The following is a 21,248-nucleotide window of genomic DNA, read 5'->3' as shown; positions in this document are numbered from 1 at the left end:
TCTCAATCAAGACTCTCAATGCTCAGGCCACTCTTGATCACAGCCCCGCTAGAGCTTGGCGCTAGAGGTGAGCACCAGTTTTAGGCGGGCGTGGATGAGATCCAAGTCCGCCAGCCCCAGGTCGATCTCGCCGTCGATGACAATGCCGGTGTGGATCAGCCGATCCAACAACTCCAGCAGGGATCCCTCGCCGTGGGGTTGGCCGGGGTAGTAGTCCCCCTGACGGGGCAGAAGCGTGCCCAGATCTCCCAAGTCCAGGTTGAGATCCGCTGGGTCGATCTCCAGCAGGGCGCAGAGTTGCCGAATTTGCTGGCGCAGGGCTTGCAGGCTGCTGCCGGCCCGCTCAATTTGCTCTGCAGAGAGGCGATTGGCTTCCATCTGGCGTACCACCTGAGCTTCCATCAACTGCCGCAGCAGCTCCACCAAGGTCAGCACCAGCGAGGCCAAACCGGCTTCCGGGCGTTTCCGGCCAGGGGTGAAGTCTTCCGGGCTGGCCGGGCTGACAGCAAGGCGAGGGGAAGGAACAGGCAGGGCCAACCACTGCTCAAAGGGCTGGCAAAACTGTTCTAGGCTGAGCAAATGGAGACGGGGATCCCGAACGGACTCTTCCCGCTCCTCCGGCAGGTTGTAGCCCCAGTCGGCCAAAAACAAGAGCACCTGCTCCAGTTCCAGTACGCTCTGCACCTGGCGCAGCGTCTGCAGGCGATCCTCGACAAACCAGAGTTCCTCAGGCGCTACCTGGGTCGCTGCTAGCAGCCGCTGTAAGGTGGTGGCCTTGGGGGCCTGCACCTCCTTGCCCAGAATACGGTGGCGCGGCAGTTGGATCCCTTCGCGGAGCAAAAGCTGCTGGATAAACCGCCCCTCTTTGGTGCTGAGAATGGCCAGGCGCGGCTCTCCGGCAGCCTGGATCTGGCGCATCCAGGCCGTCACCCCTGGATAAAAGCGGTGCAGCCCCAGCCAGCCCTGCAGATCTTCTTCGATCCAGCGATCCCGCACCTTATCCAGGGCTTGGGCCAAAGCCCGCTCGGAAACCCCCCCCTGCTGCAACAACTGCTGACGCCAGCCCGGCCAGTCTTGGCGCAAGTCCTCTTCGGGGATCCCTTGCTGCAGCCCCCACAGCAGCAGAGGCATCTCCCAGCCGGTCTCGATTAGGGGTCGCAGGCGGTCGAAGGCAGGGCGCAATGGCTCCAACTGGGCAGGGGCCAAACCCCACACCTGACTACAAACTCGACAGGAAGAAGCAAAGTACTCCGCCCGTCCGTCGCAGAGCACACCATCAAAATCCAGAACTAGAATGCGGGGGGACATTCGCCGGGGCCTAGCGAACTCCATAACTGAGTCCCCCATAGAGCAAGTTGCAAAAATGGGGCCAGAGGCCAAGTTAATTTAACCAAACTGTTTCGCCGGATTGGCCCAACCTAGTTCGATTCCGAGATACGAACAGACTTGATCGCGACCGGATTCAGCGGGCGATCCTGAGGGCCTGTGGGCGCCGTGGCAATTTTATCCAACACGTCCTCCCCCTCGATCAGTTGGCCGAAGATCGTGTAGTTGGGCGGCAGCGGGTAGTCGGCATGCATGATGAAGAACTGGCTGCCATTGGTGTTGGGGCCGGCGTTGGCCATGGCCAAGGTTCCTCGCGTGTAGGGGCGCTGCACCGGCTCATCGGGAAAGCGGTAGCCTGGCCCGCCTCGCCCCGTGCCAGTGGGATCCCCGCCCTGAATCATGAAGCCCCGAATGACCCGGTGAAAGATGACGCCGTCGTAGAAGTGATCATTGGCCAAGAAGACAAAGTTGTTGACGGCAAGGGGAGCTTCCTGTGGGAACAGCTCCAAAACCATCGTGCCGGCGGTGGTCTCCAGCGTGGCTGTATAGGACTTGGCCGGGTCGATCACCATTGGCGGGGGACTGTTGTAGGTTTTCACGGTTTTGCCCAACTGTTGTGCCAGGAGCAAATCGTAAGAAGAATGCGGGCGGGCCAGAGCGGGAAGAAAGCCAGATCCCACCCAAAGCAGCACCGCCAGCACAGCTAGCTTCAACAGGTGGGCAACCCCTGAGGGCACGCGCATCTCTCTTGCCAGAAAGCTCCGCCCCTATCCTATCAGGATTTGTCCAGGCCCGCCCTTCGCTCGACAGGGATCAAGGCTTGGCTCGTCGCACCAGCCAGTAGCTGACGGAGAGAGCTAGCGTCGCTGCTGCCAGCCCAATGAGATCCAGGCCCCCCAGCTTCTCAAAATCGAAAATAATGATCTTGCGCGCCACCGCGATCAAAGAAGTCACAATCACCAGCTCTACCTGCACCACCTGCTTTTGCAAGTAGGCGGTAATGTTCTCCAGAATCTCCAGCGCGATCAGGATATTCAAAAAAAGGCCGAAGATCTCGATCAAAGTGGTGGAGAAAAAGCCAGTCGGCTCCTGCAGCAGATCGGCCACCAGGAAGCGGGCCAAATCCACCACGGCCACCCCAATCAGCCCGATCATCAAGATGGAAAGCAGCTTCGAGATCAGACTTTCTAGGCGGGTAATGGCCCGCAGAAAGGGATCCTCCTCTTCCGTTTCGTGAGGATTGTGCAAGAGCCACTTGAGAAACCGCATGCCACCCCCCTTTGACGACCCCATTATCTGCCCCAGACGTCTAGGAGGATCGGGATCCCTTGGAGCGATGGTTGCGACACCGCTCAGAACAGTATTTCACCTCCGGCCAACAGTCGGCCCACTTCTTGCGCCAGGTGAAGGGCCTGCCGCAGGTGAGACAGATTTTGCTCGGCAAATCCGACTTCTTCCGGTGGCGGGGCATGGCGCGCTGGAAACAACAACCCTTGGATAACTTAACCAGATAACTGCCCTGTGTTCTGCAACTGCAAGGCTTGCGGCCGGGAACGGTTGTGCAGGGCAGCTTGGATCAATCCCAAAAAGAGGGGATGGGGGCGGTTGGGGCGGGAGCGAAACTCGGGATGGAACTGGGTGGCAATGAAGAAAGGGTGGCTGGGCAGCTCGATGATTTCCACCAGGCGGTTATCGGGCGAGACGCCGCTGATGACGTAGCCGGAATCCAGCAATAGGCTGCGGTAGGCGTTGTTGAACTCGTAGCGATGGCGGTGGCGCTCGTAGATGATGGCCTCGCCGTAGAGCTTGGCCGCCAGGGTGTTGGGCAAAATGCGGCAGGGATAGAGGCCCAGGCGCAGGGTTCCGCCCAGATCCTCTACATCTTTCTGCTCCGGCAGCAGGCTGATGACGGGGTGGGGGGTGTCGGGATCGAACTCGTAGCTGTTGGCCCGCTCCAGATGGGCAATGTGGCATCCCCAGTCGATCACCGCACACTGCATGCCTAGACACAGGCCTAGGAAGGGGATGCCCCGCTCGCGCACATGGCGGATGGTGGCCACCTTGCCCTCGATGCCCCGGCTGCCAAACCCCCCCGGCACCACCACGCCGTCCACACCGGCCAGCAGGGCTTCTGGCCCCCGCTCCTCAACTTCTTCAGAAGAGATCCAGCGCAAGGTAACGCCGGCATTGAGGGCCAGGCCTGCATGGCGCAGGGCTTCCGCCACTGAGAGGTAGGCATCGGTGAGGCGCACGTATTTGCCGACAATGGCAATTTCTACCCGCTCTTGAGGGTGGTGCAGCCGCTGCACCAAGAGCTCCCACTCGCGCAGATCCGGCTGCTGCGGATCCAGGGTGAGGATCTGCAAAACCCGCTGCGCCAACCCTTCCTGCTCCAGCACCAAAGGCACATCGTAGATGCTGGGGGCATCCTGGGCCTGGATGACACATTCCACCGGCACGTCGCAAAACTCGGAGATCTTCTCCTTGAGGCCGCGGGGCAGGGGCTGCTCACAGCGGCACACCAACACGTCCGGCTGAATCCCGATCGAGCGCAGCTCCTTGACCGAGTGCTGGGTGGGCTTGGTTTTCATCTCCCCCGCCGCCCTGATGAGAGGCACCAGGGTCACGTGCACGTAGGCCACATTGGCACGGCCCACATCTTTGCGAAATTGGCGGATGGCCTCCAAAAAGGGCAGCGACTCGATGTCCCCCACCGTGCCCCCCACCTCCACCAGCACCACGTCGGGGTTGGTCTCGCGGGCCACCCGCCGGATGCGCTCTTTGATCTCCTGCGTAACATGCGGGATCACCTGCACTGTGCTGCCCTGGTAGTCGCCCCGCCGCTCCTTGTAGATCACCGCCTGGTAAATGGCGCCGGTGGTGACGTTGTTGAGCTTGGACATGTTGGTGTCGGTGAAGCGCTCGTAGTGGCCCAAGTCCAGATCCGTCTCGGCGCCGTCGTCGGTGACGAACACTTCCCCGTGTTGGTAGGGGCTCATGGTGCCGGGATCCACATTGATGTAGGGATCCAGCTTTAAAATCGACACAGTGTAGTTGCGGGACTTGAGCAGACGGCCCAGGCTGGCCGCCACAATGCCTTTGCCGATGCTGGAGACGACTCCGCCGGTGACGAAGACAAACTTGGTCATACCCCGGATCCCTTGCCCTCTTCTGAATTATGCCAGGGATGGCGGGGATCCCATTAGCGCAGAGAACGGATGGGGCCGTTGTAGAGGATGGTGGTCTGGAAGGTGCGCCGATCCACCCGCACCTGGGTTTCGATGCTGGGCCGAGTAAAGCCGGGCTCGCCGCCGCGGAAGGTGAAGATCCAGGCATCTGCAAACTCTTCAAACGGCGCGTCGATGGCCGCCCCGTGCATGGAAGCTTCGGCGCGGTAGCGCTGCAAGCCCCCGTTGGCAATTTCAGCCGCTTGGCGGGCCAGGTTTTTGGCCCGGTTGAGATCGCGGAAGTAGCGGCTCACCTCTTCAAAACTGCCCCTGGGCAGCGGTCTCCGGGATCCAGGGGGGGCTGGTCGGGGTTGGGGATCCGGCACGATCGGCAGGGTGGGAATATCCTGGCTGGGGGGCAGCGGCTCCACCGGGATAGGAGTTCGGGAAGTTTCTGGGAAAAGAGGGGTGATCCCCTGTGCCTGGGCAGACAATAGGGATCCCCAGAGAGCTCCGGCCAAGCAGAGAGGGAAAATGAACTTCATGGGCAATTCCTGGCAAAGTTTTTGATCTAGCTGGAATTACTCTACTGAGTCTCTCTCCTCAAAAGCAGAGGGAAAAGCCTGCCCTCTGCTGCCAAGGACGGTCAAGGGCGGGGGCTGTCTGCGCACCCTCTCCCGGAGGTTGCTAGCATCCTTGAACAGGCTCCTTTGAAGAAGGGCTGCCCGCAAGAGCTGCTATGGAGTTCCTCGCAGTTGCGGCAAGTTAGGAGGGTGTCAACCACGTGAGGATGAAGATGGCCACCACAGATGCAATGACCCACGCGACAGACAGACCAAGGGATCCGGCTGAGCTCCCTCAGGAGGGATCCCTGCTGCTCCACGTGGGCGGCATGAGCTGTGCCGGCTGTGTTCGGGCCGTCGAGCAAGTCTTGCTCGAGCAGGTGGGGGTGGTCAAAGCCAGCGTTAACCTAGTTACCGAATCGGCCCTTGTGGAATTTGCCCCTGGCAGCCGGCCTGACCCCGAGCATCTGGCCCGCATCTTGACAGAGGCGGGGTTTCCCAGCTCCTGCGCTGCCGATTCTCCCCAAGATCGAGCTCCTTCCCCAGATGGATGGGATCATGCCTTGGATGCGCCCGCTGATCCCATCGCGCGGCAGCGGCGGCAAACCCAAGCCCAGATTCGCCAGGCCCTCACCGCCGCTTTTTTACTGCTCATCTCTGCTGCCGGCCACCTGGATCTGTTCGCCCGCCTGGGCTTGCCCGTCCTCAACGACGTCTGGCTGCACTGGGGGTTGGCGACGTTGACCTTCGTCGGCCCGGCCCGCAACCTTGTCCTGGACGGCTGGCGGGCGGCGCGGCGGCTGGCCCCCAACATGAACACCCTAGTCGCCCTGGGATCCGGATCCGCCTACCTGGCCAGTTTGGTGGGGTTGTTGGCCCCGCAGGTGGGCTGGGAGTGCTTTTTCGACGAGCCGGTGATGCTGCTCAGCTTCATCCTGCTGGGGCGGGCCCTGGAGCAGCAGAGCCGTCTGCGGGCCGCCGGCAGCTTGCAAGCTTTGGTGAGCCTGCGCCCCAACTTGGCTCGCCGAGTGCCACCCCAAGAGACTGCGGGATCCCTGACCTCAGAGGGAGAGTGGTGCCCCCTCGAACAAGTGCAGGTGGGGGACTGGCTGCAGGTGCGGGCTGGCGAACAAATCCCCGTGGATGGAGAAGTGATTGCTGGCCAGGCCACGGTGGACGAGGGCATGCTCACCGGCGAATCCCTACCTGTATTCAAACAGCCAGGGGATGCGATCGTGGCCGGGACGGTCAACCAATCGGGATTGCTGCTGTGCCGGGCTACGCGCACCGGCAAAGACACCACCCTGGCCCAGATCATCCGCCTGGTGGAAGAAGCCCAAGCCCGCAAGGCCCCCATCCAGAGCCTGGCCGACCGGGTGGCCGGTTACTTCACCTACGGCGTGGTGGCACTGGCTCTTCTCACCTTTGCCTTCTGGTACTGGATCGGGATCCCGCTCTGGGGAAGCGAGATCCTGATGGGGGTTGGTCTCCACTCCTCTCTGCACCTAGGGGATCACCCCCCCCATCCTACCCCTCTGCTCCTCAGCCTTAAGCTGGCCATCTCGGTGCTGGTGGTGGCCTGCCCCTGCGCGCTGGGATTGGCCACGCCCGTAGCCATTTTGGTGGGCACCGGACTGGGCGCGGAGCGGGGACTGCTCATCCGCGGCGGCGACATCCTGGAGAAAACCCACCGCCTGCAAACAGTTGTCTTCGACAAAACCGGCACCCTCACCCAGGGGGATCCGCACCTAACGGATTGCCTTGCCCTCGACCCTGCCCTGGATCCGGCTCGGCTGCTGCAACTGGCGGCCACAGTAGAAAGCGGCACCCGCCATCCTCTGGCCCAAGCCATTTTGGGGGCCGCCCGCGAGCGGGGACTGGCCTTGCTTTCTGCCGACGAGTTTCACACCCAGCCGGGAGTGGGGGCCTCGGCGCGGGTGGAAGGGCAAGAGGTCCTCTTGGCCTCCCTAGAGGGGCTTGCCGCCCTGGGGATCCCGCTTTCTCCTGAAGCGCAGGCCCAAGCCAAGGCGCTGCTGCAAGCCGTCAAAACGGTGGTGGGCGTGGCCCTGAACAGATCCCTGGTGGGGCTGTTGGCGGTGCAGGATCCCTTGCGGCCCGATGCCCAGGCAACCCTGCAACAGCTCCAGAAAATGGGCCTGCAGGTGGTCTTACTGACTGGGGATCGGGCCGAGGTGGCCCAGCAGGTGGCCCAAGCTCTACAGGTGCCAGGGATCCGCGTCATTGCCGAGGTGCAGCCGGCAGATAAAGCCCAGGTTATCCGAGATCTGCAGGCCCAGGGCCAGAGAGTTGCCATGGTGGGCGATGGCATCAACGACGCTCCCGCCTTGGCCCAAGCCGATGTGGGCATGGCCCTGCACTCTGCCACCGCTGCCGCCCTAGAGACTGCCGATATCATCCTCATGCGCAACCGCCTCTGGGACGTCGTGGAAGCCATCCGCCTTAGCCGCGCCACCTTCCGCAAAATCCAGCAAAACCTCCTCTGGGCCTTCGCCTACAACCTGGTCGGGATCCCGGTGGCCGCCGGCGCGCTTCTGCCCGGATTCGGCCTCGGCCTCAGCCCCGCTCTAGCAGGCGGCCTCATGGCCTTTAGCTCCCTCAGTGTAGTCCTCAATTCGCTCCTTCTCAAGCGAACTTTTGTATTCAGTGGATCCTCTGATGGTCAGAGTTAAAAAGTGTTAAAAACTACAAATATCTCAACTGCTACCTGTTGCTGTTTCCGAAGTTTTGCTGGATTTCTGCCACAACTTCCGCTCCATTGAGGCCGAGAGAGTGGGGACTCTGGTTAAGTTTGATTGAAAAGATGAATTGGCTGTAACTTTTGAGCATCTAAGTGTAGAATTGAGCTCAAACTTGCCCGCAGTGGTCCTACTTTGTACCTTGCTTAGCAAGGGAAAAACCGAGAAAATACTGAAAAGGCGGGATCCAATCGGTGGAGGGAGCGCGGAAACATGGCAATGCTCGGAGATCTTCAGGAATTTTCCCTAGCCGACCTGTTGCATTTGATGGAAAAAGGAAAGAAAACGGGCCAACTGTCAGTTTGGGCACCTACTGGCATTTATCGAGTTTGGCTGTATCAGGGGCGAGTGGTGGCGGCTTTGTCTCCCCAAGAAGAGCACCGGTTGGAGCGCTTGCTGGTGCGCTTAAACCTGGTCAGCGAGCAGGTGGTGGCGGAGTTGGCCTTCCTCTGCAGCTTGCAGGAGCCTCTAGGCCTTTGCCTGCAGCGGCAAGGGTTGATCTCGCCAGCAGCTCTGGCCAAGCTCTTCCGCCATCAACTGCAAGTGGGGCTCTACAGCCTCTTTGCCCTAGAAGCTGGCCAGTTTAGCTTTTTGCCCAACGTGCCCCTGCCCTACCGCGAGATGACCGGCCTAAGCAAAGGGGCCAGCGCCGTGGTTCTAGAAGCGCTGCAGCAGCTTCGGTTGGATCAGCACCCGGAAGAAAACCTGCCGCAGCCGGACAGCTACTTCTGGCGCACCAGCACCGAGCTGCCCTTGTACAAACTCTCGCCGCTGGAGTGGGCAATCCTAGAGCAGATTTCCCCCGCTCGTAACCTGGTTGAGTTGGCTCAATCCCTGAAGGCAGATCTCTTGGAAGTGCGCTATGCCTGTGCCCGCTTGGCCAAGTTGGGGTTGCTCAGCCCCTGCGACAGCTCGGCGGCTTCACCCCAGCCTGCGCTCGCGGCGGCTTCTAAGCTTCTCCCCAACCCTCGGGAAGAGAAGGAGCTGGTTAAGCCTTCTTTGGTCAGCCGCCTCTCCACCCTCCTCAAAACCATTCGCGAAAAATAAGCCGGCAGGGTAAAATCTTATGGCATTTCCCCACGCTGGCTTTACGAAGTTAATTTAGGTAAAGATGAGCTGAATGGTTGTAACGGATCTAGATCAGAGCGACACAATAGTGATAGGAATTGATGCCAAAATCCTACGCAGCTCAATGCCTAGACCCTATCTCTCCAATGAAATCGTTCGTCAGTAAAATTGCTGCCAGGTTGAGTACTTGAGCGAAGATGGCTTTGCCGTCGCTACACGGTTGTTGTCTGGGAATCAGCGAATGAGAATGGTGGTGTCTTTGAGGATCCCTGAAAGCGCCAATACTCAACTTAAGGGAGGCTAAAGAATTGCTATGGCCATCGTTGGAGACCTCCAGGAATTTTCTTTGCCCGATCTGTTGCAACTGATCGAAAGGGGCAGCAAGACAGGGCAACTTTCCATCTGGGCCCCAAACGGCATCTACAAAATCTGGTTTTATCAAGGTCGGGTGATTGCGGCTCTGCCCCCCGAAGAGGAGCATCGCTTGGAGAGTTTGTTGGCCCGTTCCGGCCTGGTCAGCGAGCGGGTGGTGGAAAAGCTGGCTTCTTTCTGTGGACTGGAAGAGCCGCTGGGGCGGTGTTTGCAGCGGCAAGGGTTGATCTCACCGGCAGCTTTGGCCAAGCTCTTCCGCCACCAACTGCAGGTGGGTCTCTACAGCTTGTTTGCTCTGGAAGCGGGCCACTTCAGCTTCCTACCTAACTCACCTATGCCCTATCGGGAGATGACTGGCCTGAGCAAGGGGGCCAGTGCTGTGGTTCTAGAAGGGCTACAGCAGCTTAAGCTCGATCAGCTTCCTGAGGAGAACCTGCCGCAGCCGGACAGCTATTTCTGGCGCACCAGCACTGAGCTGCCCTTGTACAAGCTCTCTGCCTTGGAGTGGGGGATCCTGGAGCAGGTTTCGCCTTCGCGCCGGCTGACTGACTTGGCCCGGCTGCTGGGGGCAGATCTTCTGGAAGTTCGCTATGCCTGCGCCCGCCTGGCCAAGCTGGGGCTCATCAGCCCCTGTGACAGACCAACGGCCATTGTTCCCTCTTCGCCTCTGGTTTTCTCAGATAAGTCGGCAGCGGTGGCAGACAGTTTGGAATTGGAAGCTGCGAAAGAAAAGCTGGGCACTAAGTCTTTCCAGGAAGGAGGCGACCGGGTCAAGCCCTCACTGGTTGCGCGACTGGCTACTTTACTGAAGGGAGTCCGTGATAAGTGAGAGGGTTTTGTGGCAGTATCTTCTGCAGCGGGCAGGATCATCAGTAACCGTAAAGTGGGCGGGAAGATGATAAAAAGACTTGAAAGCGGGGAGAGAAAGGATGGCTAATTTATCCTCTTTGCAGGCAATTCTCCAGAACTACGTTTCCAGCACGCCAGAAATTCAAGGAGCGGCTGTGGTCACTCCTGATGGACTACCCTTGGCATCCACATTGCCCATAGGCATGGACGAGGAAAGAACCTCGGCCATGTCTGCTGCCATGCTTTCTTTGGGGGAGCGGATTGGGAAAGAGTTGGGTCGTGGGACCATAGAGAGAATCTTTGTGCAGGGAGAAAAAGGATACGGAGTTTTAACCAGTTGCGGCCCCGATGCTGTCTTGCTGACGATTGCCAGCGCTGAGGTAAAGCAGGGCTTGCTGTTTTTGGAGATGAAGCGTGTGGCAGCAAGCATTGCGGAAGCCATGAAGTAGAGAGGCTAAGTGGGGAAGCTAAGTTTGATTTTGACTTGATTTTGAGGGAACTATGGCTATCAAACCTCTGGAGCTGCTGCAAGTCCTGATGTCGCGCACCCAATTTACAGATGAAGATAAGAGGATTTTGCAGCAGAGTGCCGACTGGGGCAGCAGCATCGCCGCAGAAATGTCGGATGCCTTTTACGGCTATTTGGATCGCGATGCCGAGATGGCGGCTGTCATTGCCAAGCATAACCGGCAGCGGCTGGGCCAGACTTTTGCCGACTGGTTTAAGGAAATGTTCACAGGCATGGATAACTGGGGCCCCCAGTATGCCGAGCGCCGCTGGAAAATCGGCCTAGTTCATGTGCGGGTTGGCATCGGCCCTCAACACGTGGTGCCGGCTATGGCTACGGTTGTGCAGGAGGTGAGCCGCCGGCTGGTCAAAGAGGGCAAGCCCGAGCAGCTGCGGATGAGTCTAAGCAAAGTTTGTATGATCGACCTTTCCTTTATTGAGCAAGCCTATCTTGAGGTGGCCTATAACGCTGTTCAGCAAGAAACGGGCATGAGCGAGGCTTTGTTTAAACGCCTGATCGCTACCAGCTTAGCTTCCTCTTAAATATTCATTAAGCTTGTACAGGCGGGTCTGCGCTGGGGGCTTACGACTGAGGCTAACTATGGACAATATTCTCCGCATTGTTGTAACCGGGCCGGTGGGGGCTGGAAAGTCCACTTTTATCCGCACCATTAGCGAGATCGAAGTGGTCGACACGGATCGCAAGGCCACCGATGAGGTGGCAGAACTTAAGAAGAGCACAACGGTCAGCATGGACTTTGGCCGCCTGAGAATTGGCGAAGAGGGAGAAGAGATGTGGCTGCATCTCTACGGCACCCCCGGCCAGGCCCGTTTTAGCTTTATGTGGGATATTTTGATCAAGCGCGCCCATGGGTACATCCTTTTGGTGCCCGCCCACTTGCCCGGACAGTTTCGCAATGCCCAGGCCATCCAAGCTTTTATGAAGGCGAGGACAAATGTCCCCTCGGTTATCGGGATCACCCATGTCGATCACCCCAATGCCTGGGATCCAGAAGATATTTTGTTGCTTTTGAACCCTCAAGATGGCTCAATTCCCTACGCCACGTTGAATGCCCAAGAGCCGGCTTCTGTTGCCAACACACTGCTTCTGCTGGTCGAGCAACTGATGGCTCAGGTGGTTGTCTGAGGGGATCCCTGCTGTGCTGCTTCTCGATTGCTCTCCCCTGACCCTTTCTTCAGAGGAAGCGCGGGAGAAACTCTTGTATCTCCTTGCTCAACTGGCTTACCGGGAGGGATCTTTTACTCTCACGTCTGGGCAACAGAGCCCCTACTACATCAACTGCAAGCCGGTCACCCTTCATCCCCAGGGTGCCTACCTGGTGGGATCCCTGCTCCATCGGCTGTTGCCTCCCGAAACCGAAGCTGTGGCCGGGATGACGCTGGGGGCGGATCCGCTGGTGACGGCGGTGAGCCTGGCTTCTCTGCACGCTGAGCCTGCCAACCTACCTGCCCTGATCGTGCGCAAAGAGCCCAAAGGTCACGGCACCCAGGCCTGGATTGAGGGGCCGGAGTTGCCGGCGGGCAGCCGGGTGTGGATCTTGGAAGATGTGGTGACCACCGGCGGCTCGGCCTTGAAGGCTGTCGAGCGGGTGCGGGCAGCAGGTTATCAGGCGGAAGGGATCCTGGCGCTGGTGGATCGGCTGGAAGGGGCAGAAGACCGCTGCCGCGAGATGGGGATCCCGTTTCGTCGCCTGTTTACCCTGGAAGAGGTGCGGGCTTTGTCCTTTGCCGGGGAATCGAAAGGCCGGCTGGCCCGCTAAGGTGGTATGGAGTGTCTGGAGAGAGGGGGATGCTGCCGCCTGCCTACTCAGCTCTGCCCAGCCGCAAGTTGCCGAGCCTGCCGGATCAGGCGCGGGTGGCCGTCTACGTGGTCATGAACATCGAGCACTTCACCTTCGGCAGGCTGGGCACGGCCATTCAACCCCATCTCACCAGCTCTCCTGAGATCGCCAACTACGGCTGGCGGGACTACGGCAATCGGGTGGGCATTTGGCGCTTGTTTGAGCTGTTTGCCGAGCTGGGGATCCCGGTAACTGCCGCCCTGAACGCGGAAATGGTAGAGCTTTACCCCCCCATCATCGAAGGGATCCGCCACTACGGCTGGTCGGTGCTGGCCCATGGCTGGAACAACTCCACCGGCCACAGCGGCCTGGCCCGCGCAGCCGAACAAGAGCTGATCGAGCGCAGCTTGTCCCTGTTGGAGCAGGTTTCGGGCTCCCGGCCTTGGGGCTGGCTGACGCCGGGGTTTTCCGTTAGCGAGAACACCTTTGACTTGCTCAAGGCTGCCGGGATCCGCTACACCACCGACTGGGTGAACGACGATCAACCCTATTGGTTCCCGACTGCCGCCGGCCCCCTCTTGGGGATCCCCTATACGCTAGAGGCCAATGACATCAGCCTCTGTCTCAGCGCCCGCCTGCCGGCAGAAACCTTTGCCCAAGCGCTCATCGACCAGTTCGACCGCCTCTGGCAGGATGGGGAACGCTCCCCCCGCATCATGGCCATTGGCCTGCACCCCTTCATCGTCGGGCAGCCTCTGCGCATGGGATCCCTGAAAAAAGCGCTGCAGCACATCCAATCCCGTCCCCACACTTGGCTCACCACCGGCGATGGCCTCTACAACTGGTATGCCCAAGCCTGCCCTGCACCTGAGATGGCCTGACGGGATCCCGGCACCTTTGCAACTTGGTTGGGACTTTGTCTCCTCTGGAGCTGTCCATCGGGCTGCAAAAGTGACACGATAGGCGGTGAAACCACTCAGGGCAAAAAGGCTTAGCCATGCGCATGGGCAGACTCAGCGGGATCCTCTTGCACCCCACCTCGCTACCGGGATCCTTTGGCATTGGCGATCTGGGGCCGGCTGCTTACCGGTTTGTGGATTTTCTGGTGGAGAGCGGCCAGCGCCTCTGGCAGGTGCTGCCTCTGGGGCCCACCGGCTGGGGCAACTCCCCCTACATGAGCTTTTCTGCCATTGCCGGCAACCCGCTGCTGATTAGCCCAGAGCTGCTGGTCAAAGCCGGTTGGCTGGAACCCAACGGCTGGCAGGATCTGCCCCAATGGCCGGCCATCCAGGCGGGGAATGGCGAGCGGGTGGACTACGAAGCCGTGATCCCCTTCAAGCTGGGCTTGTTGCGCCGCGCCTGGGCCACTTTCAAAGACAAGGCCACCGCCGCCGACTGGGAAGCCTTTCAAGCCTACTGTGCTGCCGAGGCCGACTGGCTGCCGGACTACGCTCTGTTCATGGCCCTCAAAGAGGTGTATGGTGACCAGGAGTGGACCCAATGGGATCCGGCCCTGGCACAACGGGATCCCCTGGCCTTGCAAGAGGCCCGCGACCGCTATGCCGATGCCATTACCCAACAGATGTTTTGGCAATACCTATTTGCCCAACAGTGGGGATCCCTGCGGGAGTATGCCCATCGGCATCAGGTGCGGCTGATCGGCGACTTGCCCATCTACGTTGCCCCCAACAGTGCCGATGTGTGGGCCAACCGCGAGCTGTTTCACCTGGATGAGCAGGGACGGCCCCTGCAGGTAGCCGGCGTGCCCCCCGACTATTTCAGCCCCACTGGGCAGCGCTGGGGTAACCCTCTCTACAACTGGGAGGTGCTCAAGGCTCGCGGCTACGACTGGTGGATCCGGCGCATCCAGGCCATTCTCAAGCAGGTGGATTGCGTCCGCATCGACCACTTCCGCGGCTTCGAGAGCTACTGGGCCATCCCTGGCGAGGCGGAAACAGCAGTAGAAGGCGAGTGGCAGAAAGGGCCGGGGGCCGACTTCTTTCAGGCGTTGGCCGACCGGCTGGGGGAAATTCCGGTCATTGCCGAAGACCTGGGGGACATCACACCGGAAGTGTTGCAACTGCGGGATCAATTTGGCTTGCCCGGCATGAAAGTGCTGCTCTTTGCCTTTGGCTCGGGGCCCGATAACCCCTATTTGCCCCATAGCTATGAGCGCAACTTCGTCGTCTATACCGGCACCCACGACAACAACACCGTGGTGGGCTGGTTTCATGACCCAGAACGCCCGGAGTGGGAAAAACAAAATCTGTTGCGCTACCTGGGCTGCCAGGGATCTGACGGCATCCACTGGGATCTGATTCGCCTGGCCCTGGCTTCCGTGGCCGACCTGGCCATCATTCCCCTGCAGGATGTGATGGGCCTGGGGGCAGAGGCGCGCATGAACTTCCCCGGCAGGGCCGAGAACAACTGGGCCTGGCGCTACCGCGAGGAGATGCTGCGGCCGGAGCTGGCCCAGCGGCTGGCGGAGCTGAGCGTCACCTACGGGCGCATCTCCCCGCAAGACTTGGAGCAGCGGCGGGCAGCCTTGGCCCAAGAGCGGGCAACAGGGTCTTCTCAAACTACCCCCAACTTTTCCTGAGCTGCTGAAAAATCCTGGGTATCTCCCATCAGCAGTTCCAGACGCTCTTCAGTGGCCTCTTTGGGCGCGAGTTCGCCCACAAGGCGGCCCTTACGAATCACCAATAAATGAAATAAAGCGCTGATTCATCATGTTGCTTCCCAGCCGAATAGAGCGGGGCTGTGGCTCCTGATAGCTGCTATTGTCTGCAGGGCTCCTTCATCTGGTCTGACCAGCCCACAAACGACTAATGATGCAACATCCAGGGTCGCCCACAAGATTGGAGTCGATACCTTCGGGAGTTTGAGTCAGAGTTTGAGTGCTGTTCCCGCCTGATCAACTTAGGTTCTCTTTCACCCTTTGGAGCTGGCAAGGAACTAGAAAGTTGAATCATGGGAACCGAAATAAGACGCTTACCCTCTTGCTTACAAGTGGGGCAGTACGCTGGATCCCGGTATTGAGACAGAGGTCGCCATAACTCAAACTCACCACAGCTTTGACACTTAAACTCATACAGGGGCATCTTCTTACTCCAACACTTGAGAAAGATATCAAGATGGCTCGAAACATCTAAGAACAGCTAAGGATTTACCTGGGTAGGATATCTATCTCGAAGATTTGTGTAGGAACGGCCACCGTACAGCAAGCATTAGGAATATCGACGATCCCGCTCACCCTGCCCTCCACGGGTGCAGAACTGAGCAGGAGATAAGCTTGTTCTCCCGTAAAGCCAAACTTTTTCAGATATTCGATGGCATTTAAGCAGGCACGTCGGTAAGCAATGTGAACATCCATATAATGTTGCTTACCTGTAAACTCGTCCACAGAAATGCCCTCAAAGACAAGATATTCTGAGTAACGCGGCTCTACAGGGCCAGGCTTAAAGATGGGATTAACCAATCCGTACTTCTCAACGCCACCCTTAATTAGATCAACATGGAGATCGATATAGCCTGACATTTCAATGGCGCCACAAAAAGAGATCTCTCCGTCCCCTTGTGAGAAGTGAATATCTCCCATCGACAGCTTGGCACCCTCCACGTAAACCGGAAAGTAGATCCGTGTTCCCTTAGACAAGTTTTTGATATCGCAGTTACCGCCGTGCTCCCGTGGGGGCACCGTCCGGGCCGCTTCGGCAGCAACCCGCTCATACTCTGACTTGGGCAGGGTTCCCAAAATCGCGTTCTTGGGATTGGGCAAGGCGGCCAGCACAGGCTGATTACCAGATAGGCCCGCGCCGTAAGTGCGCAAATCAGGAGCCGAAGCAACCAGCTCAGCCTCCCGCTTGTTCCAAGTTGCCAGCAACTTGTGGGATGGAGCGCAGCCGATGAGGCCAGGGTGGATAATGCCGGCAAAGCGCACATGAGGAATGTGTCTGGAAGTGGTGTAAATACCCTGAAAATCCCAGATGGCCTTGGCCGCATTGGGAAAATGATCGGTGAGGAATCCTCCGCCATTTTCTTTGGCAAAAATACCTGTAAACCCCCACTCGTCTCCCGGCAGTGGCCCAATGTCCAGCAGATCGACGATCAGGATATCTCCAGGCTGGGCGCCGTTAACCCAAATAGGCCCACTTAAAACATGAACAACACTTAGGTCAACCTGCTCAATGTCGGAAGGATCATCGTTGTTCTTAATTTGTCCATCCGTCCAGTCTTTACACTCAATTCGGAAGACTTCGCCGGGGTTCACAGAAACCACCGCAGGGATGTCAGGATGCCAGCGGTTGTGACCTGGCAGATCCTGTTGATCCATCGGCTTGGTCAGGTCAACTTTAAACAGCGTTTTGGGCATCGGATCTATCCTTGAGCCGTCGCTCTGGAGTCAGGCTGCAGATGCCTAAAAGTGTATCTCCGATGAAGGAAGCAATACTGTAGTAAGGGCTACAGTTGATAGTGCTGTTGTCTACAATCGTATGGGCAGGAGAACGGCTTAGATCGACAGGCTGTTTCACCTCGGTTCAAAGTAACTATAGTCATTGCAAACGGTTATGAAACAGCTTGCTGGTTGATCTCTAGCTCCCCTCTCCCCTTGCGGGAGAGGGGTCGGGGGTACCAACACCCCCTGCCGGCAAAGGCGAACGCGTCAGCGGCGCGGAGCGCTTGGGACGGCAGCGAAGAGTCTTAACCTTGTTTGAAACGACTATGGACATTTCAACCAGATTCAAACGAGAAGCTGCTGCTGGAACAGGTAGCCTAACCGCCGCTAGTCCAGCGCTCGCGCCTGGGCCAGGAACTCCGCCACCGTCAGGGATCCCAGGTCTTGGCCGTGGCGCTGGCGCACGCTCACTGTGCCGGTTGCCTGTTCTTGTTCTCCCACAATGAGCATGAAGGGGATCCTGGCCTTCTCGGCGTTGCGGATCTTTTTGGGCAGGCGGTCGCTGTCGGCATCGATGTGGACGCGGATCCCCTGTTCCCGCAGGTGATCCCGCACCTGGGTGGCATAGCCCAGGTATTGGTCGGAAACGGGCAAAATGCGCACCTGTTCCGGTGCCAGCCAGAAAGGAAAATCCCCGGCATATTCCTCGATGAGGATCCCAATGAGCCGCTCCAGCGAGCCAAAGGGAGCGCGGTGGATCATCACCGGCCGCTGCCGGGATCCGTCTTCGGCTACATAGTACAAATCAAAGCGCTGCGGGTTTTGATAATCCACCTGCACCGTGCCCAACTGCCACTCCCGATCCAGCGCGTCGCGGAAAATAAAGTCCAGCTTTGGCCCGTAGAAAGCCGCCTCCCCAATCCCTTCAAAATGCGGCATTGATAGCTTCTCCACCGCTCGCCGAATGGCATTTTCGGCCATGTCCCACTCTTCCGGGGATCCCAGGTATTTATCGGATTTGGGATCGCGGAAGCTGAGGCGGGCGCGAAAATCCTTGAGTCTGAGCTTCTCGAAAACAACCAGAATGAGATCGACAACCTTGAGAAACTCTTCTTCCAACTGATCGGTGCGGACAAACAAATGGGCGTCGTCCACTGTGAAGCCGCGAACGCGAGTTAACCCTCCCAGCTCTCCCGATTGTTCGTAGCGATAGACGGTGCCGAATTCGGCATAGCGCAGCGGCAAATCGCGGTAGGAGCGCAGCTCCGATTTATAGATTTGGATGTGAAAAGGGCAGTTCATCGGCTTCATGACAAAGCCCTGCTCCGCCGCCCGCGCTTCTTCGCTTTCCGCCATCAGGGGAAACATGTCTTCTCGATACTTTTGCCAGTGGCCGGAGATCTTGAACAGATCCACGCGGGCGATGTGGGGCGTCACCACCGGCAGATAGCCCCGCTTGAGCTGCTCCTGCTTGAGAAAATCCTCCAGCACCCAGCGCAGGGTAGTTCCTTTGGGGGTCCAAAGGGGCAGGCCCGGCCCCACCTCGTCGGAAAAGATGAAAAGGCCCAGCTCCTTGCCCAGCTTGCGGTGATCCCGCCGTTTGGCCTCTTCCAGCCGCCGCTTGTATTCCTTCAGCTCCTCCGGCGTCTCCCAGGCGGTGCCGTAGATGCGTTGAAGCTGGGGCTTGGTCTCGTCCCCCCGCCAATAGGCGCCGGCCACGCTGAGCAGGTCAAAAGCTTTGGGGTTGATCTCCTTAGTGTTTTCCACGTGGGGGCCGGCACAGAGATCCCACCACTCGTCCCCCAGATGATAAATGGTGATCGGCTCGCCTTCGGGGATGCTGTCCAGGATCTCCAACTTGTAAGGCTCGCCGAGGGCTTCAATGCGGCGCCTGGCTTCTTCCCGGCTCACCTCCTCGCGGATCACCGGCAAGCCTTTCTTGATGATCGCCTGCATCTCTTTTTTGATGCGCTCCAGATCTTCCGGGGTGAAGGGCTGGGGATGGTCAAAGTCGTAGTAGAAGCCGTAGTCGGTCGTCGGGCCGATGGTGACCTGGGCCTTGGGAAACAGCTTTTGCACCGCCATCGCCAAAACGTGGGAAGTGGTGTGGCGGATGCGCTCCAGCTTGGGAGATTCGTGGGTACGCAGCAGCTTGAGAGGGCTGTTGGCCTGCTGAGGCGACGCGGCTGGTTGAGACATCGGAACCCGCTTAACGACAAAAAAACGACTATCCGTGTCCCTATCTTAGGCTGAGCCCAGGGCAGACGGGATCCCAGGCAGGGGGAATTGCCCCCTCGAACCTCAGCCCACAACCCGGCCAGGAAAAAGGGGGGAAAGCACACAGTATTCTAGAAGTGTGGCAACCCCTTCGATTCATGGTCTCTTCGCTCGCCAACCTTGCCGAACGCTCTGCCGCCGCCTCTGAAGCGAAACCGGTCTCCTCTTCTGAATCTGGAGTTGCTCCGGTTATCGCCGCCATCGATGTGGGCAGCAACTCCCTGCACATGGTGGTGGTGCGCATCAACCCCCACATCCCCAGCTTCACCATCATCTCCCGCGAAAAAGCCACCGTCCGCCTGGGAGAGTTTTGCAGCCAGACAGGCGCCCTGACGCCTGCCGCCATGGAACGGGCGCGGGTGGCTCTGGAGCGGTTTTGCCGCCTTGCTGAAAGCTTTCAGGTGCAAGATATTGTTGCGGTGGCCACCAGTGCCGTGCGCGAAGCCCCCAATGGGCCGGAGTTTTTGAAGCGGATCGAGCGGGAGCTGGGCCTGCGGGTAGAGCTGATCTCAGGCCAGGAGGAAGCCCGCCGCATCTACCTGGGCGTGCTCTCGGCCATGGAGTTCCACAACCGGCTGCACGCGGTGGTGGATATCGGTGGCGGCTCCACCGAGCTGATTCTGGGCAACGGCCAAGAGCCGGAGTTCCTGCGCAGCATCAAGGTGGGAGCGGTGCGCCTGACCCAAGCGTTTTTGCGCCACGACCCACCCACCCCTGCCGAGCTGCAGGCCCTGCGACAACACATCCGCGGCATGCTGGAAGCTCCCATCGAGCAGATGAGGCGCATCGTTGCTGCTTCCCAACAGCCGGGATCCCTGACCTTGGTGGGCACCTCCGGCACCATCGAGTGCCTGGCCCAGTTGGATGCCCGCCGCCGGTTGGGTGCTCCCCCCACTCGCCTGCAGGGGTATGAGTTCAGCCTGGAAGCCCTGCGGGGCTATGTCAAAGAGCTGCGCTCTCTCACGGTAGCCGAGCGGCAAAAGCTGCCCGGTCTGGGAGAAAGACGCGGGGAGATCATCCTGGCCGGGGCGGTCATCTTGGAGGAGGTGATGAGCCTGCTGGGGGTGGAGCGGATCCAGTTTTGCGAGCGGGCGCTGCGGGAAGGGCTGATCGTAGATTGGATGATCGGCCAGGGGCTCATTGAAGATCGGCTGCGCTACCACAGCTCGGTGCGGCGGCGCAGCGTCCTCAAGTTGGCGGAAAAATATCAGGTGGAGATCCCCTATGCCGAGCGGGTGGCGGAGTTTGCCCTCAGCCTTTTCGATCAAACCCGCGGCATCCTGCACTCCTGGGGATCCCGGGAGCGGGCTCTTCTCTGGGCGGCCGCCATGCTGCACAACTGCGGCCACTTCATCAGCCATGCCGCCCACCACAAGCACTCCTACTATCTGATCCGCCACGGGGAGCTGTTGGGCTTTAACGAAGAAGAGGTGGAGGTGATCGCCAACCTGGCCCGCTACCACCGCAAGTCGCCCCCCAAGAAGAAGCACGAGAACTTCCAGCGCCTCAGCGACGAGCGGGATCGCCAAGTGGTGTTGGAACTTAGCCCCTTGTTGCGCATGGCCTGTGCTCTGGATCGCCGCCGCCTGCAGGCCATCCAAGGGCTCCACTGCCGCTTTCAGCTTCTGGGAGAAGGCCCCCGCCAGATGGAGCTGATTTTGGATCCCAGGCATCCCAACGACGACTGTGCCCTGGAGCTGTGGAGCTTGAACGAGAAGAAAAAGGCCTTCGAGCAACAGTTCAAGCTGCAGGTGATTCCCAAATTATCCACCCAGCTTCAGCGCAGCGCGGATCCCTTTGAGGCAGCCGTCTAGCCAAGGGGCATATAGTCGTTTCAAACAAGACGAAGACACTTTGCCGCTGGCCCTCACCCCCAGCCCCTCTCCCAGAGGGAGAGGGGAGTTAGAGCGGCGCGTTCGCGACAGCATTGCGTAGTAATGACGACGCAGAGAAATGTTTTATTACCATTTGAGATGGCTATAACTACCAGGCTGCCGGTGATCGCCAATAGCTGGGCAATCGGATCGTATGCCTTTAACGTAAGGTGCGGAATTCCCCACCGTCTATACAGTGGGGATGGATAGCACCCTCTGACTGATTCTGGATGTATTGCTTCACAATTTCTAGGGAGCAAATCATGCCAAAGCCTAGCCCTTCCCAATACA

The 21,248-nt window shown here is 59.2% G+C and carries 19 protein-coding genes; 10 read left to right on the top strand and 9 right to left on the bottom strand.

Annotated elements, in window-relative coordinates; genetic code table 11:
• Positions 1–48 precede the first annotated feature (48 nt).
• From gvpJ to NW862_RS01950, 6 genes are all read right to left on the bottom strand, one after another.
• Positions 49–1,308, bottom strand: coding sequence for a gas vesicle protein GvpJ (gvpJ, locus tag NW862_RS01975; protein ID WP_414426868.1), 1,260 nt, complete (start codon positions 1,306–1,308; stop codon positions 49–51).
• Positions 1,309–1,418: 110 nt separating this feature from the next.
• Positions 1,419–1,898: a peptidylprolyl isomerase gene (locus NW862_RS01970; RefSeq protein WP_414347736.1), complete on the bottom strand. Its 480-nt coding sequence runs from the start codon at positions 1,896–1,898 to the stop codon at positions 1,419–1,421.
• 241 nt (positions 1,899–2,139) lie between these two features.
• Entirely contained in the window at positions 2,140–2,595 is a 456-nt protein-coding gene (locus NW862_RS01965) for a phosphate-starvation-inducible PsiE family protein (RefSeq protein WP_414334740.1), read from the bottom strand.
• Between the two features lie 40 nt (positions 2,596–2,635).
• The gene (locus NW862_RS01960) at positions 2,636–2,797 is read right to left on the bottom strand and encodes a DUF2256 domain-containing protein (RefSeq protein ID WP_414334739.1); all 162 of its coding nucleotides are present in this window, start codon (positions 2,795–2,797) and stop codon (positions 2,636–2,638) included.
• A 31-nt stretch (positions 2,798–2,828) separates the two neighbouring features.
• Positions 2,829–4,475, bottom strand: a complete 1,647-nt coding sequence (locus tag NW862_RS01955; RefSeq protein ID WP_414367826.1) for a CTP synthase — start codon at positions 4,473–4,475, stop codon at positions 2,829–2,831.
• A 53-nt stretch (positions 4,476–4,528) separates the two neighbouring features.
• On the bottom strand, positions 4,529–5,038 hold the full coding sequence (locus tag NW862_RS01950; RefSeq protein ID WP_414347710.1) for a hypothetical protein: 510 nt from the start codon (positions 5,036–5,038) through the stop codon (positions 4,529–4,531).
• Between the two features lie 251 nt (positions 5,039–5,289).
• Between NW862_RS01950 and NW862_RS01945 the strand changes: the two genes are divergently transcribed.
• The 9 genes from NW862_RS01945 (at position 5,290) to malQ (ending at position 15,009) form a co-directional block, all read left to right on the top strand.
• Positions 5,290–7,746, top strand: a complete 2,457-nt coding sequence (locus NW862_RS01945) for a heavy metal translocating P-type ATPase (protein WP_414426867.1) — start codon at positions 5,290–5,292, stop codon at positions 7,744–7,746.
• Positions 7,747–8,025: 279 nt separating this feature from the next.
• Positions 8,026–8,859 (top strand): DUF4388 domain-containing protein, encoded by an 834-nt coding sequence (locus NW862_RS01940; protein WP_414426866.1) that lies wholly within the window; start codon positions 8,026–8,028, stop codon positions 8,857–8,859.
• A gap of 334 nt (positions 8,860–9,193) precedes the next feature.
• Positions 9,194–10,081, top strand: coding sequence for a DUF4388 domain-containing protein (locus NW862_RS01935; RefSeq protein WP_414334734.1), 888 nt, complete (start codon positions 9,194–9,196; stop codon positions 10,079–10,081).
• A gap of 100 nt (positions 10,082–10,181) precedes the next feature.
• Positions 10,182–10,550, top strand: a complete 369-nt coding sequence (locus NW862_RS01930; RefSeq protein ID WP_414347720.1) for a roadblock/LC7 domain-containing protein — start codon at positions 10,182–10,184, stop codon at positions 10,548–10,550.
• Between the two features lie 52 nt (positions 10,551–10,602).
• Positions 10,603–11,151, top strand: a complete 549-nt coding sequence (locus tag NW862_RS01925) for a protoglobin domain-containing protein (RefSeq protein ID WP_414334732.1) — start codon at positions 10,603–10,605, stop codon at positions 11,149–11,151.
• Positions 11,152–11,209: 58 nt separating this feature from the next.
• Positions 11,210–11,755 carry a GTP-binding protein gene (locus tag NW862_RS01920; protein WP_414347722.1) on the top strand — a complete coding sequence of 182 codons (546 nt, stop codon included), beginning with the start codon at positions 11,210–11,212 and terminating at the stop codon, positions 11,753–11,755.
• 13 nt (positions 11,756–11,768) lie between these two features.
• On the top strand, positions 11,769–12,389 hold the full coding sequence (gene pyrE / locus NW862_RS01915; RefSeq protein ID WP_414334730.1) for an orotate phosphoribosyltransferase: 621 nt from the start codon (positions 11,769–11,771) through the stop codon (positions 12,387–12,389).
• A gap of 29 nt (positions 12,390–12,418) precedes the next feature.
• Complete coding sequence (locus tag NW862_RS01910) at positions 12,419–13,291, top strand: polysaccharide deacetylase family protein (protein WP_414334729.1); 873 nt, start codon at positions 12,419–12,421, stop codon at positions 13,289–13,291.
• A gap of 116 nt (positions 13,292–13,407) precedes the next feature.
• Positions 13,408–15,009, top strand: a complete 1,602-nt coding sequence (gene malQ, locus NW862_RS01905) for a 4-alpha-glucanotransferase (protein ID WP_414426865.1) — start codon at positions 13,408–13,410, stop codon at positions 15,007–15,009.
• A gap of 226 nt (positions 15,010–15,235) precedes the next feature.
• Here malQ and NW862_RS01900 read toward each other — a convergent pair whose 3' ends face one another.
• From NW862_RS01900 to thrS, 3 genes are all read right to left on the bottom strand, one after another.
• A complete protein-coding gene (locus tag NW862_RS01900) occupies positions 15,236–15,511 on the bottom strand; it encodes an FmdB family zinc ribbon protein (protein ID WP_414334727.1) in 276 nt (91 codons plus the stop codon).
• Between the two features lie 65 nt (positions 15,512–15,576).
• Entirely contained in the window at positions 15,577–16,782 is a 1,206-nt protein-coding gene (fmdA, locus tag NW862_RS01895; RefSeq protein ID WP_414334726.1) for a formamidase, read from the bottom strand.
• Between the two features lie 411 nt (positions 16,783–17,193).
• A complete protein-coding gene (thrS, locus tag NW862_RS01890) occupies positions 17,194–19,005 on the bottom strand; it encodes a threonine--tRNA ligase (protein WP_414336063.1) in 1,812 nt (603 codons plus the stop codon).
• Positions 19,006–19,181: 176 nt separating this feature from the next.
• On the opposite strand from thrS, the gene NW862_RS01885 reads away from it, so the two are divergent.
• Positions 19,182–20,897, top strand: a complete 1,716-nt coding sequence (locus tag NW862_RS01885; protein ID WP_414347731.1) for an HD domain-containing protein — start codon at positions 19,182–19,184, stop codon at positions 20,895–20,897.
• Positions 20,898–21,248 lie beyond the last annotated feature (351 nt).

It is taken from the genome of Synechococcus sp. H55.8, assembly GCF_047462375.1.
Classification (GTDB): domain Bacteria; phylum Cyanobacteriota; class Cyanobacteriia; order Thermostichales; family Thermostichaceae; genus Thermostichus.
This window is presented reverse-complemented; position numbering and strand designations above follow the sequence as displayed.